This window comes from Arthrobacter sp. efr-133-R2A-63 (assembly GCF_030209795.1).
GTDB lineage: Bacteria > Actinomycetota > Actinomycetes > Actinomycetales > Micrococcaceae > Arthrobacter > Arthrobacter bambusae_A.
The window spans coordinates 91747-105482 of the sequence record NZ_JARVRG010000007.1; the positions used below are offsets into that span (position 1 = coordinate 91747).

General features: G+C 63.8%; 11 protein-coding genes. All 11 read right to left on the reverse strand.

Annotated elements, in window-relative coordinates; translation table 11 throughout:
* Positions 1-45: 45 nt before the first annotated feature.
* Positions 46-861, reverse strand: a complete 816-nt coding sequence (tpiA, locus tag QRN45_RS04055) for a triose-phosphate isomerase (protein ID WP_241707768.1) — start codon at positions 859-861, stop codon at positions 46-48.
* An 83-nt stretch (positions 862-944) separates the two neighbouring features.
* A complete protein-coding gene (locus tag QRN45_RS04060) occupies positions 945-2171 on the reverse strand; it encodes a phosphoglycerate kinase (protein WP_284762491.1) in 1227 nt (408 codons plus the stop codon).
* A gap of 9 nt (positions 2172-2180) precedes the next feature.
* Positions 2181-3191 carry a type I glyceraldehyde-3-phosphate dehydrogenase gene (gene gap, locus QRN45_RS04065; protein ID WP_241707770.1) on the reverse strand — a complete coding sequence of 337 codons (1011 nt, stop codon included), beginning with the start codon at positions 3189-3191 and terminating at the stop codon, positions 2181-2183.
* A gap of 285 nt (positions 3192-3476) precedes the next feature.
* On the reverse strand, positions 3477-4100 hold the full coding sequence (locus QRN45_RS04070) for a superoxide dismutase (RefSeq protein ID WP_028267347.1): 624 nt from the start codon (positions 4098-4100) through the stop codon (positions 3477-3479).
* 109 nt (positions 4101-4209) lie between these two features.
* Positions 4210-5190, reverse strand: a complete 981-nt coding sequence (gene whiA, locus QRN45_RS04075) for a DNA-binding protein WhiA (RefSeq protein WP_133202987.1) — start codon at positions 5188-5190, stop codon at positions 4210-4212.
* 9 nt (positions 5191-5199) lie between these two features.
* Positions 5200-6216, reverse strand: a complete 1017-nt coding sequence (locus QRN45_RS04080) for a gluconeogenesis factor YvcK family protein (RefSeq protein WP_078108794.1) — start codon at positions 6214-6216, stop codon at positions 5200-5202.
* Complete coding sequence (gene rapZ, locus QRN45_RS04085; protein ID WP_078108793.1) at positions 6216-7139, reverse strand: RNase adapter RapZ; 924 nt, start codon at positions 7137-7139, stop codon at positions 6216-6218. The genes QRN45_RS04080 and rapZ overlap by 1 nt, the downstream gene beginning before the upstream one ends.
* An 88-nt stretch (positions 7140-7227) precedes the next feature.
* Positions 7228-9222, reverse strand: coding sequence for an excinuclease ABC subunit UvrC (uvrC, locus tag QRN45_RS04090; RefSeq protein ID WP_241707771.1), 1995 nt, complete (start codon positions 9220-9222; stop codon positions 7228-7230).
* Between the two features lie 58 nt (positions 9223-9280).
* Positions 9281-9949, reverse strand: coding sequence for a lysophospholipid acyltransferase family protein (locus tag QRN45_RS04095; protein ID WP_241707772.1), 669 nt, complete (start codon positions 9947-9949; stop codon positions 9281-9283).
* Positions 9936-10640, reverse strand: coding sequence for an HAD hydrolase-like protein (locus QRN45_RS04100; RefSeq protein WP_241707773.1), 705 nt, complete (start codon positions 10638-10640; stop codon positions 9936-9938). Before QRN45_RS04100 ends, QRN45_RS04095 begins: the two co-directional genes overlap by 14 nt.
* 112 nt (positions 10641-10752) lie before the next feature.
* Entirely contained in the window at positions 10753-13680 is a 2928-nt protein-coding gene (gene uvrA, locus QRN45_RS04105; RefSeq protein ID WP_241707774.1) for an excinuclease ABC subunit UvrA, read from the reverse strand.
* Positions 13681-13736 lie beyond the last annotated feature (56 nt).

The window sequence follows — 13736 nt, forward strand, 5'->3', positions numbered from 1 at the left end:
CGGCCTTTCAGAAGAGCGGAAAACGGGAGCGGAACCTAAAACGGACTAAGCCGCGCTGAGGTGGCTCTCGAACCTGACAATGTTAGCAAACTCGGCGGGGTCCAGGCTCGCGCCACCCACGAGCAAACCGTCGACGTCGCTTTCGGCCATGATTGCTGCCGCGTTGTTAGCCTTGACCGAGCCACCGTAGAGGAGGCGGGTCTTGGCGGCCACCGCATCGTCGAACAATGAGGCGAGCTCCGAACGGATCGCCGCGCACATCTCCTGCGCGTCTTCGGGACCAGCGACTTCTCCGGTCCCAATGGCCCAGACAGGCTCGTAGGCGACAACCAGTTCGCCTGCTTGCTCCACGGAGAGGCCCTCGACGCCGGCGCGCAGCTGGGCGAGCGTGTGCTCCACATGGGTGCCGGCCTGGCGGACCTCAAGGCCCTCGCCGACACACAAGACGGGCGTGACGTCGTGGCGGAAGGCGGCTTTGACCTTCGCGTTGAGGACCTGGTCGTCCTCGTTGTGGATGGTGCGGCGTTCGCTGTGTCCCACGAGGACGTAGGCGCAGCCAAGCTTGTTGAGGAACTGCCCGGAGATATCGCCCGTGTATGCACCGGAGTCGAATTGCGAAAGGTCCTGGCCGCCGTAGACGACGTCCAGCTCGTCGCCCTGAACGAGGGTCTGCACGCCGCGCAGGTCGGTAAACGGCGGGAAGACCGAAACCTCCACCCGGCTGTAGTCGTGCTTGGCGTCGGACAAGGTCCATGCCAGCTTCTGCAGCAGGGTGATGCCTTGGACGTGGTCCATGTTCATCTTCCAGTTACCGGCGATGAAGGGCTTGCGGATGAAGTTTCCGTTGGCAGAAGTTGTCACGTGTGCTCCAAAGATGCGTTGAGATAGGGAAAGCCGGCGGGGCGCTTGCCTTCCAGGAAGGGCGCCCCGCCGGCCGTGTAGCCTTAGCGGTCCAGAACGCTCAGGCCGGGAAGTTCCTTGCCTTCAAGGTATTCCAGGCTGGCGCCGCCGCCGGTGGAGATGTGTCCGAACTGGGAGTCCTCGAAACCGAGGGTCCGGACAGCTGCGGCGGAGTCGCCGCCGCCTACCACGGTGAATGCCTGCGTCTCGGTCAAAGCCTGGGCGATGGCACGGGTGCCGCCCGAGAAGGCTTCGAATTCGAACACGCCCATGGGGCCGTTCCAGAAGACGGTCTTGGCGGCCTTGATCTGCTCGGCGAAAGCCGCTGCGGATACCGGTCCGATGTCCAGGCCGATGCCGGAAGCCCCGAGCGAGCTGTCTTCGATCGCGTCTGCCGCAACCACTTCGTGTTCAGCGTCCGCGGCGAAGCGGCTGGCGACCACGACGTCGGTCGGGATGACGAAGGCGGTACCGGCGTCGGACGCGCGCTTGAGGTAGTCCTGGACCACGGGGATCTGGTCTGCTTCGAGCAAGCTGCCCGCCACCTTGTGCCCAACCGCCGCGAGGAACGTGAAGAGCATTCCGCCGCCGACGAGGATGGTGTCAGCCTTGCCCAGGAGGTTGTCGATCACAGCGAGCTTGTCCGAGACCTTGGATCCCCCGAGAACCACGACGTACGGGCGCTGGGTATCCGTGGTGAGTTTGCGAAGAACCTCCACCTCGGTGTGCACGAGGTCCCCCTGGTAGGAAGGAAGCCGGGTGGCGACGTCGTAAACGCTGGCGTGCTTGCGGTGGACGGCCCCGAAGGCGTCATCCACGAAGGCACCGTTGTCACCGGTCAGGGCCACGAGCTCATCGGCGAAGGCGCCGCGCTCGGCGTCGTCCTTGCTGGTTTCGCGGGCGTCGAAGCGGACGTTTTCCAGGACAAGGACGTCACCGTCGCCCAAAGACCGGGCCAGCTCCTTGGCGGACTCACCGACGGTGTCTTCCGCGAGCTGGACCTTGAATGGCGCGAGCTCCGCAAGCCGCGCTACCGCGGGCTTGAGGGAGTACTTGGCTTCCGGAGCGCCCTTGGGGCGTCCCAGATGGGCCGTGACGAGCACGCGGGCACCGGCGTCCGAGAGCTTTTCGATGACCGGGAGGGAGGCCTTGATGCGGCCGTCGTCGGTCACTGTAGAGCCGTCGAGCGGCACATTCAGGTCACTTCTGACAAGAATGTACCGCCCGCGGACACCTTCAGCGATCAGTTCGTTGAGGGTGTGAGAAGTCATGTGTCTACCCTAGCCCAGCTTGGATGCGACGAGCTCCGTGAGGTCAACGAGGCGGTTGGAGTAGCCCCATTCGTTGTCATACCAGGAAACAACCTTGACCTGGTTGCCGATGACCTTGGTGAGGCCGGAGTCGAAGATCGAAGAAGAGGGATCGCCGACGATGTCCGAAGAAACGATCGGATCTGCCGTGTAGCTCAGGATGCCCTTGAACTGCTCGGTCTCGGAAGCTGCCTTGAGAGCGGCGTTGACTTCCTCAACGGTCACTTCGCGGGAGACGGTGACGGTGAGGTCCGTGGCGGAACCCGTCGGGACCGGAACGCGGATGGCGTAGCCGTCGAGCTTGCCCTTCAGCTCCGGGAGGACGAGGCCGATCGCCTTGGCGGCACCCGTGGAGGTGGGAACCATGTTGATCGCTGCGGCGCGTGCACGGCGAAGGTCGCTGTGGGGGCCGTCCTGCAGGTTCTGGTCTGCCGTGTAGGCGTGCACCGTGGTCATCAGGCCACGCTCGATGCCGAAGGCGTCGTTGACGACCTTGGCCAGCGGGCCGAGGCAGTTGGTGGTGCATGAAGCGTTGGAAATGATGTGGTGTGCCGCGGGGTCGTAGAGCTCGTGGTTGACGCCCATGACGATGGTGATGTCCTCGTCGGAAGCAGGCGCGGAGATCAGGACCTTCTTGGCACCTGCATCGATGTGCTTCTGTGCGGCGGCAGCCTTGGTGAAAAAGCCCGTGGACTCGATGACAATGTCAACACCCAGTTCGCCCCAGGGGAGGTTGGCAGGATCGCGCTCGGCAAGGACCTTGATGATGCTGCCGTCGACAATGAGGTTGCCCTCTTTGACTTCAACGGTCTCGGTCAGCCGACCGCCGACGGAGTCGTACTTCAGAAGGTGGGCAAGCGCCTCGGGACTCGTGAGGTCGTTGACCGCAACAATTTCGAGGTCCGCACCCTGGGCGAGTGCTGCGCGGAAGTAGTTGCGGCCGATGCGGCCAAAGCCGTTGATACCAATACGGGTGGTCACTATTCAGTCTCCTTGGTGCTCTTGCAAGCACACCTAGTGAGTCGGATCTTGATTCCAACTAACAATTCCCGCACATCATTGGGCAGAAGTGATTATCAGATCGGAGGGCGACCAGCCACATTGCTGAAGGCTAACCGCCTTCCGTGACCCATCTTACGTTTAACTACGTCTGCCCCCGCAACTGCGGGGGCAGACAATCCGGTATTTGGGCGAAATTCACCTGAATGTGAAGTTTGTTACATCCTTGTGTATTCCGCGTCACGCACCGATGCGGCAGGAGTGTCCCTAGAGGACAATCAGCCCTGTGGCGTTCGCGCGGGCCGCTTCGAAGCGCTTCGCGACGTCAGCCCAGTTGACGATGTTCCAGAAAGCCTTGACATAGTCAGCCTTGACGTTGACGTAATCCAGGTAGAACGCGTGCTCCCACATGTCCAGCATGAGCAGGGGCGTGGTGCCGACGGCGACGTTGCCCTGCTGGTCGTAGAGCTGTTCGATGAGCAGGTTGCCACCGATGGGCTCGTAGGCGAGGAAGCCCCAGCCGGATCCCTGCAGGCCGAGGGCGGCTGCAGTGAACTGGGCGCGGAATGCATCGAAGGAGCCGAAGGCATCGTCGATGGCTGCAGCCAGCTCACCCTCGGGCTTGTCGCCGCCGTCCGGGGAGATGTTGTTCCAGAACACGGAGTGGTTGATGTGGCCACCGGTGTGGAACGCGAGGTCCTTGGAGAGGCGGTTGATGTTGGCGAAGTCGCCCTTGTCGCGGGCCTCGGCCAACTGGGCCAAAGCGTTGTTGGCGCCTGCTACATAGGCAGCGTGGTGCTTGCTGTGGTGCAGCTCCATGATCTTCGCCGAAATGTGCGGCTCAAGTGCTGCGTAGTCGTAGCCGAGCTCGGGCAGTACGTACTCTGTCACGAAATCCTCCAATGCAGTGGACCGGGGTCCGGTTGGTAACTCTCGTTTTGTTCATCCGACCGGCGAACCGGCCGGAAATCTACACTCTCCCGATTCTAGGACGGGAGCTTTATTCGTCCATCATTTCGGGGGTCACATTTGCCTCAGTGCCCGGGATCCCGAGGTCACCGGCCCTCTTGTCTGCCATGGCCAGGAGCCGGCGGATCCTTCCCGCGATGGCGTCCTTGGTCATGGGCGGATCGGCAAGCCGGCCCAATTCATCCAGGCTGGCCTGCTTGTGGGCCACCCGGAGCTCGCCCGCGTACTTGAGGTGGTCGGGGACGTCATCGCCCAGGATTTCCAAGGCCCTGTCCACGCGCGCGCCGGCGGCGACGGCGGCCTGGGCCGAACGCCGCAGGTTGGCGTCGTCGAAGTTCGCCAAGCGGTTGGCCGTGGCCCGGACTTCCTTGCGCATGCGGCGTTCCTCCCACACCATGAGGGCGTCATGGGCGCCCATCCGGGTGAGCAGAGCGGCAATGGTGTCGCCGTCACGGATGACCACGCGATCCACTCCGCGCACTTCCCGCGCCTTGGCCTGGATGCCGAGGCGGCGGGCAGCGCCTACCAGGGCAAGTGCAGATTCCGGTCCGGGACATGTGACCTCGAGCGATGAGGACCGGCCGGGTTCGGTGAGGGAACCGTGGGCCAGGAACGCGCCGCGCCACACAGCCTCCGCGTCCGACGCCGAGCCGTTGACGACGGCGGACGGCAAGCCACGCACAGGCCGTCCGCGGCCGTCCAGGAGGCCGGTCTGGCGGGCGAGGGCTTCGCCGTCGCGCACTACCCGGACGACATAGCGGCTACCGCGCCGGAGTCCCCCGCCGGAGACGACGATGATCTCGCTCTGGTGCCCGTAGACTTCAGCGATCGCCGCGCGCAGCCGCCGCGCCGTCGAGGCGAGGTCAACCTCTGCCTCGATCACGATGCGGCCCGAAATGATGTGCAGTCCGCCGGCAAAACGCAGCATGGCCGAGACTTCGGCCTTGCGGACGGACGACTTCTTGATGTCCAGCCGGGAAAGTTCTTCCTTGACCGATGCGGTCAGTGCCATCGCATGTTCCTAACTATTCCCGAAGATATCGTGATACGCCGATGCCAGACGCAGCGGGTCGTGGACTGGACGGCGGCTCGACGCCCCCACTTTACCCAAGACCACCTCGGCACCGATCATCCCGGCCGCGCGTTCGAATTCCTTGAGGTCCGATATCGACGACGGATCGGCCAGGACAACGTCCACGCTGAACTCCGGCGCGTAGTGGCGCAAGGCATCCAGGTGGTCAGCAGCGGACATCCCGGAGGTTTCCTTGGTGTCCATGGCGAGGTTCATCGTCAGGCAGCGTTTGGCGGGTGTGTCGCACAAGGCCTGGCGCATTTCGGGCAGCAGCAAATGCGGCAACACGGAGGTGTACCAGGAGCCGGGACCCAGAATGATCCAGTCCGCGAGCTCGATGGCCGTCAGCGCTTCGATGCAGGCGCGCGCATCTTCCGGGAGGAGCCTTACGTTTTCGAGCGATCCGGCAACGGCGCACTTGGCCTGGCCCTTGACGGACTGGAGTTCGTACCCGCCCCCGGGCAACGGCACACGGACGTCGCCTTCGATGTTCAGCGGTTGGGAGGACATCGGGAGGACCTGGCCGCGGGCACCCAAAAGCGCACCTGCCCATTTCAGGCCCGCGACGGCGTCGCCCAAAAGCTCCCAGAGGGTGACAATGAGCAGGTTCCCCATGGCATGGTCGTCGAGGGAACCTTGGCGGCCGCTCGGCGTCTTGAAGCGATGCTGCATGACATCCCGCCAGGTGCGCCCCCAGTCGGTGTCGTCGCACAGGGCGCTCAGCGCCATGCGAAGGTCGCCGGGCGGAAGGACGCCGTACTCCTCGCGCAACCGCCCGGAGGATCCGCCGTCGTCGGCAACGGTGACGATCGCGGTCAGCTCCGAGGTCAGCAGCCGCAGCGCCGACAGCGAGGCGGAAAGTCCGTGTCCGCCGCCGAGCGCCACCACTGTGGGACCCTTCGCAGGCTGGCTGCCCGGGGCGCCCTTCGGTGGAACCAGCGGCAGGGGTCCGGTGAGGACCCCCATTACTCGCGACCCAGATCGCGGTGGCTCGTGGTGACGGTGACGCGGGGATATTGCGCCAGCCGTTTGGACAGTTCGACGGCGACCGCGACTGAACGGTGCTTCCCGCCCGTGCAACCGACGGCAATCGTGGCGTAGTGCTTGTTTTCCGTCCGGTAGCCGTCGAGGACGGGCTCCAAGGCAAGGACGTAGCGGTCGATGAAGTCCTTGACTCCATCGGCCCCGAGGACATAATCGCTGACGTCGGCGTCGAGTCCCGTGTGCGGACGCAATTTCGGAACCCAGTGCGGGTTGGGAATGAAGCGCGCGTCCGCGACGAAGTTGGCGTCCACGGGCAATCCATATTTGAAGCCGAAGCTCATGATGTTCAAGCGCAACGCCACAGGGCCTGTGTCGGTGAAGAGTTCGGTGATGGCGGTCGCCAGGCCGTGGACGTTGTACGTACTGGTATCCAGGACGACGTCGGCCGATTCCCGGAGTTCCTTCAGTACGTCGCGTTCCGCCGCGATTCCGTCCAGGATCCGGCCACCGCCTTGGAGCGGATGCGGGCGCCGGCCCTGCTCAAAGCGGCGCACCAGGACGTTGTCGCTGGCATCCAGGAAGAGGAGGCGGAAGGTGATTCCACTGGCGCTGAGCGCCCCGAGCGCCGTCCTGATATCGGTGAAGAGGCCTTTGCTGCGTACGTCCACGACGACGGCGAGCTTGGGGATGGACTGGGGCGCGTGAGAGACGATTTCCGCCAGCGTTCCGAGCATCTGGGGCGGGAGGTTTTCGACGACGTACCAGCCGTGGTCCTCCAGGGCGTCCGATGCCGTGCTCCGGCCTGCTCCGGACATGCCGGTCACCACCAGCAGTTCCGCTTCGACAGGCTTGACGGGTACCAGACCGTCCTGCTCCGCGCCGGATCCTGCTGTTGGCTCTGACATCAAGTTTCCCCGTTTCTGAGATGGTCCAAAGTTTGTGGGATGGCCCAAAGGCGGACCGCTTTCGGGAGCGGTCCGCTTATTACCCTAGCTAAATTTCAAGGATTTCGCCGGTGGTCATGTTCACTGCAGGAGCAGCCTCTCCGGAGGCACCTGCTGCGGCCAGGTGGTTGACGACGGCTTCGGCCAGCGCCGGGCCGATCCCCTTCGCGGCCGTGAGCTCGAGGGCCGTTGCCGCCTTGATCTTCTTGAGGGAACCGAAATGGGCCACGAGTGCCTTCCGTTTGGCCTCGCCGAGGCCCGGAACGCCGTCGAGGGCCGAGACCGTCATGGCCTTGCCGCGCTTCTGCCGGTGGAAGGTGATGGCGAACCGGTGGGCTTCGTCGCGGATGCGCTGGAGCAGGTAGAGTCCCTGCGAAGTGCGCGGCAGGATCACCGGGAAGTCGCTGTCCGGCAACCAGACTTCTTCGAGGCGCTTGGCGAGGCCCACGACGTAGACGTCGTCGATCCCCAGTTCCGCGAGTGCGCGCGCGGCCGCATTGACCTGGGGCTGCCCGCCGTCGACGACGACGAGGTTGGGCGGATAGGCGAATTTCGCCTTGGCTCCCGTGAGGGCGGCGTCGTCCGACGGCGGTTCCCCGGCGCCGGGGTTCGGAACCTCTCCGCTCTTCGGGAGCTGTGCTGATTTGTCCTGCAGGTAGTGCCTGAAACGCCTGGTCAGGACGTCGTGCATCGCCGCCGTATCGTCTGTTGCCGCAGCGCCGGTGATGGAGAACTTCCGGTAGTCGGCTTTCTTGGGGAGTCCGTCCTCCACCACCACCATGGACGCAACCACGTTGGTGCCCTGCACATGGGAAATGTCGTAGCACTCGATCCTGAGCAGCGGCACGGGAAGCTCAAGGGCTTCCTGCAGTTCCTGGAGCGCCTGGGAGCGGACGGTGATGTCGCCGGCACGCCGGACTTTGTGAAGCTTCAGCGCTTGCTCGGCGTTTTCCCGGACGGTGGACATGAGGGCAGCCTTGTCGCCGCGCTGCGGCACCCGGATATCCACCTTGGCGCCCCTCAGGCCGCCGAGCCATTCAAGCAGTTCATGGTGGTTGCTCGGGATCTCCGGCACGAGGATTTCGCGGGGAATGCGGCCCTGGTTGTCGCTGTCCTCCCCGTAAACCTGCTGCAGCAAGTGCTCGATAAGCTCCGGACTGGTGGCGTCTTCGACCTTCTCGACGACCCAGCCCCGTTGGCCGCGCACCCGGCCACCCCTGACATGGAAAACCTGCACGGAAGCCTCGAGGTCGTCTTCGTGCAGGGCGAAAACATCGGCGTCCGTGTCCTCGGAAAGCACGACGGCGTTGCGCTCGAACACTTTGCGCAGCGCAACGATGTCGTCCCGGAGCCGGGCCGCCCGCTCGTAGTCCAGCTCGGCGACGGCGGCGCCCATGTCCTTTTCGAGGCGCGTGATGAAGCGTTTCGCTTCGCCGCCCATGAACGAGCAGAAGTCTTCGGCAATCGCCCTGTGCTCCTCCGCGGTGACTCGGCCGACGCACGGGGCCGAGCATTTGTCGATGTAGCCAAGCAAGCACGGCCGGCCGCTGGCCTGGGCCCGCTTCAGCACGCCGGGACTGCAGCTGCGGACCGGAAAGACCCGCAGCAAGGTGTCCATGGTTTCGCGGATGGCGCCGGCCGTGTACGGCCCGAAGTAGCGGGTTCCCTTGCGGCGTTCACCGCGCATGACCTGGACCCGCGGGAGCTTCTCCCCCATGCTCACGGCGAGGTATGGATAGGTCTTGTCATCCCGGAAGACCACGTTGAAGCGCGGCTTGAATTCCTTGATCCAGGTGTATTCCAGTTGGAGCGACTCCAGCTCGCTGCCCACCATGGTCCATTCGACGCTGCTGGCGGCGTGCACCATGGCATACGTCTTCGGCAGCAAGCCGGCAGGGTTGGCGAAGTATGAGTTCAACCGGGAACGGAGGTTCTTCGCCTTGCCCACGTAGATGACACGGCCATGCGGATCCCGGAACCGATAGACGCCGGGGGTGGTGGGGATTTCTCCGGTCTGGGGTCGATAACTCGCTGGATCTGCCACGCATCCAGTCTAGTAAGGGAATCGCACTCCCCCGTACGGGCCGACCGGCCCGCCGAAGCTACTCCGCGGACTTGCTCTGGTTGTAGCTGGCTGAGCGTTCCTGGCCGCTCAACACCGCGATGGCATCCATGATTTTGTCAGTCACTTCGCGCCGGGCAGGCAAGGAATGGTCGGGACCTGTCTTCTCGAAATAGAGCGGCCCGCCGACCTTCATGGTGAAATGCTGCGGACGGACAGTATTGCGGTCCACCGGCTGCAGCTTGTCCGTGCCGATCAGGCCGACCGGGATGACGGGCGCACCCGTGGTCAGGGCGAGCCAGCCGACGCCGGTGCGCCCGCGGTACAGCAAGCCGTCACGGGAGCGGGTCCCTTCCGGATAGATTCCGATGCCCCTGCCGTTCTCCAGGATGTCCAGGAGGGTCTTGAGGGCCTGCACACTGGCTGCCTGCTCTCCACGTTCCACAGGAATGGATCCAACGGCCTGAAAGAACGCCTTCATCGCGCGCCCCTTGAAGCCTGTGGTGGTGAAGTATTCGGCTTTGGCAAAGAAGCCCACCGGACGGGGCATCAGGGCCTGGACGATCACGCTGTCGAGAAAGGACAAATGGTTCGGGGCCACAATGAACGGCCCTTCCTTGGGCACGTTCTCCAGGCCGATGACCGTGGGCCTGCACGTGCCGGAGATCAGTCCGCGCGTGGTCCATCGGATGACATCAAAGGCTTCCATCGTTCTGCACCTCGCTCAGGGCCGCCGCGCGGACAGCGTCAAGTTCTTCGATCTTCTTCAGCAGCTGCTCCGCGGTGTCGACGACGGCGACGGCGCCCGCCTCCCGAAGCTCGCCGTCGGGCGCGAATCCCCAACTGACCCCGATGCAGTCGAGTCCGTTGGCCATGGCACCTGCAACGTCCTGGTGACGGTCCCCGACCATCACGGCAGGCTGGGAATGCAAGGTGGCCAGCGCCGCACCAACGATTGCCACTTTGCCCGGAGCTGTATTGGCGGCCATCGACTCGTCGTCCGAAGCGCCGCAGATGGAGGCGAAGAAACCGGCAATGCCGTGATGCTCCAGGACGATGCGTGCCAGGCCCTGTGGTTTCTGGGTGGCCACCGCAACCGGCCGCCGGGACTCCGCGAAGAACTCCAGGAGTTCACGGATGCCCGGATAGAGCCGGCTTTGGCCTATTCCCTCGGAACGGTAGTAGCCGCGGTACAGCCCGATGACTTCGTCGACTTTTCCCGCGGGAACCCCGGCAATGTGCTCCAGGGAATCGCTGAGCTTGGGTCCGACCATGGAGTCCAGCACGGCTTGTTCCGGGACACGGAGGCCCATTTCGCCCAGGGCCGCGGCGATGCCGCCGGTTATGCCACCTGCAGGATCGACAAGGGTGCCGTCCAGATCAAAGATTACGGGCACCATTGTTTGAGTCACCGGGTTAGTTTCTCACGAGTTGAGGCATGCCTGAAACTCACATGCCGGCCAGGGAATTCTTCGAGCGCACTCGAAATTTTCCCCGGCCGTTCACCCAGGACTAGGCGAGAATCTCTGCGAGGAAGGTAGCGGTATGGCTTTCCGTCGACTTGGCAACTTGTTCGGGGGTGCCCGTTGCCACGACGCGTCCACCGCCTGAACCGCCATTCGGGCCAAGGTCCACAATCCAGTCGGCGGACTTGATGACGTCAAGGTTGTGTTCGATGGTGATGACGGTGTTGCCCTTGTCCACCAAGCCCTGCAGCACCATGAGCAGCTTGCGGATGTCCTCGAAATGGAGGCCCGTGGTGGGCTCGTCCAACACATAGACGCTCCTGCCATTCGAACGCTTCTGCAGTTCCGAGGCCAGCTTCACGCGCTGCGCCTCGCCGCCGGAAAGCGTGGTGGCGGGCTGCCCGAGCCGGACATAGCCGAGGCCGACGTCGACGAGGGTGTTCAAATGCCGGGCGATAGGGGTGAATGCCGCAAAGAACTCGGCCCCCTCCTCGATGGGCATGTTGAGGACGTCGGCGATCGTCTTGCCCTTGTAGTGGACCTCCAAGGTCTCCCGGTTGTAGCGCGCGCCGTGGCACACCTCGCAGGGAACATAGACGTCCGGCAGGAAGTTCATCTCGATCTTCAGGGTGCCGTCACCGGAGCACGCCTCACAGCGGCCGCCCTTGACGTTGAAGGAGAAGCGTCCCGGCTGGTATCCGCGGACCTTGGCTTCGGTGGTCTCCGCGAAGAGCTTCCGGATGTTGTCGAAGACGCCGGTGTAGGTGGCCGGGTTGGAACGCGGGGTCCGCCCGATGGGGCTCTGATCCACGTGAACCACCTTGTCGAGGTGCTCAAGGCCCTGCACGGAGCGATGCCGGCCGGCGACCTGCTTTGCCCCATTGAGCTTGTTGGCAAGCACCTTGTAAAGGATCTCGTTCACCAGGGTGGACTTCCCTGAACCGCTGACTCCCGTGACTGCTGTGAAGAGGCCCAGCGGGAAGGCGGCGTCGACGTTGTTCAGATTGTTTTCGCGTGCGCCGATGACCTTGAGCTCGCGCTTCTTGTCGTACTTGCGCCGCTTTGCCGGGATGTCGATCTTGCGCCGTCCGGACAAATAGTCGCCGGTCAGCGAGTTCGTGTTTTCCAGGAGCTCCTTGTAGGAACCGGAGTGAACCACCTGGCCGCCGTGCTCGCCGGCGCCGGGTCCAATGTCCACCACCCAGTCGGCCTCGTGGATGGTGTCTTCGTCGTGTTCGACCACGATCAGTGTGTTGCCCAGGTCGCGAAGCCTCGTCAGCGTCTCGATGAGGCGGCGGTTGTCTTTTTGGTGCAGTCCGATGGACGGCTCGTCGAGGACGTACAGCACGCCTACCAAGCCGGAGCCGATCTGTGTTGCGAGCCGGATGCGCTGTGCTTCGCCGCCGGAAAGCGTTCCGGACGGCCGTTCGAGATTCAGGTATTCGAGTCCGACGTCCAGGAGGAATGTCAGGCGGGCCTGGATCTCCTTGAGGACCTGGTGGGCAATCTGGGCCTCGCGGTCAGTGAGCGTGAGGCTGCCGAGGAAGTCCGCGCAGTCCCGCATCGGGAGGGCCGCTACTTCGGCGATGGACTTGCCGTTGATCAGCACGGAGAGCGAGGCCGGGTTAAGCCGGGCGCCGTTGCATTCCGGGCAAGGAATCTGCCGCATGTACTCTTCGTAGCGGTCGCGAGCCCAATCCGAGTCCGTTTCGCCGTGCTTGCGGTGGACGTACTGGATGGCGCCTTCGAAGCCCGTGCTGTACTTGCGCTCCCGGCCGAACCTGTTGCGGTACTGCACCACCACCTTGTGGTCTTTGCCATGCAGCACCGTTTGCCGCACTTCCTGCGGCAGCTTTTCCCAGGCGGTGTCCATGGAGAAGTCGAGCTCCAGGGCGAGGCCCTCGAGGAGACGGTTCCAGTACTCCGTGGTGGCAGTGCCGAGGGACCAAGGCGCGATGGCACCCTGGTTCAAGGACAATTCCGGGTTGGGGACCACCAATTCCTCATCGACTTCGAGCTTGGTGCCGATACCGCTGCAGGCCGCACAGGCGCCGAAGGGGTTGTTGAAGGAGAACGAGCGTGGCTCGATTTCGTCGATGGCCAGCGGGTGTTCATTGGGGCAGGCAAGGTTTTCGGAGAAAGCCCTGATCCGTGCGGGGTCTTCGGTATCGAGGTCCACGAACTCGACCAGCACGCGGCCTTCGGCAAGTCCGAGCGCGGTTTCGATCGAGTCGGTCAGCCGTTGGCTGATTCCTTCCTTGACCACCAGACGGTCCACGACAACTTCAATCGAGTGCTTGAATTGCTTGCCGAGCTTGGGCGGATCGCTCAGCTGGACGAGGTCTCCGTCCACCCGGGCGCGTGAGTAGCCCTTGGCGGTGAGCTCCTTGAAGAGCTCGACGAATTCGCCCTTGCGTCCGCGGACGACGGGGGCGAGGATCTGGAAGCGGGTGCCGGATTCGAGCTCCAGCAACTGGTCCACGATCTGCTGCGGCGTCTGGCGCGTGATCGGTTCGTGGCACACCGGGCAATGCGGCCGGCCGACACGTGCCCAGAGAAGGCGCATGTAGTCGTAGATCTCGGTGATGGTGCCCACCGTGGAGCGCGGGTTCTTGCTCGTGGACTTCTGGTCGATGGAGACTGCCGGGGAAAGGCCCTCAATGAAATCCACGTCCGGCTTGTCCACTTGGCCCAGGAACTGGCGGGCATAGGCAGACAGTGACTCCACGTACCGGCGTTGGCCCTCGGCGAAGATGGTGTCGAAAGCCAGGGACGACTTGCCGGATCCGGACAAGCCCGTGAAAACGATCATGGCGTCACGGGGAAGGTCGAGATCGACGTTGCGGAGGTTGTGTTCACGCGCTCCCTTGACCACGAGCCGGGACAGGTCATGTCTTACGGGCGCGGCGGGTGGTTGCGCGGAAACGCTTGCGAAGGATTCGACGGCGGGGACTTCAGCTACGGCTTTAGGCACCCACTAATGCTAATCGAAAACTTCTTCGAATTTCCATGCGGCATCCCACGGCCTAC

Bases quoted from the DNA above. Each gene is read 5' to 3' on its own strand.
- QRN45_RS04100 (WP_241707773.1), bottom strand. From the start codon at position 10,640: ATGGTGCCCGTAATCTTTGATCTGGACGGCACCCTTGTCGATCCTGCA.
- QRN45_RS04095 (WP_241707772.1), bottom strand. From the start codon at position 9,949: ATGGAAGCCTTTGATGTCATCCGATGGACCACGCGCGGACTGATCTCC.
- QRN45_RS04080 (WP_078108794.1), bottom strand. From the start codon at position 6,216: ATGGGGGTCCTCACCGGACCCCTGCCGCTGGTTCCACCGAAGGGCGCC.
- whiA (WP_133202987.1), bottom strand. From the start codon at position 5,190: ATGGCACTGACCGCATCGGTCAAGGAAGAACTTTCCCGGCTGGACATC.
- QRN45_RS04060 (WP_284762491.1), bottom strand. From the start codon at position 2,171: ATGACTTCTCACACCCTCAACGAACTGATCGCTGAAGGTGTCCGCGGG.
- rapZ (WP_078108793.1), bottom strand. From the start codon at position 7,139: ATGTCAGAGCCAACAGCAGGATCCGGCGCGGAGCAGGACGGTCTGGTA.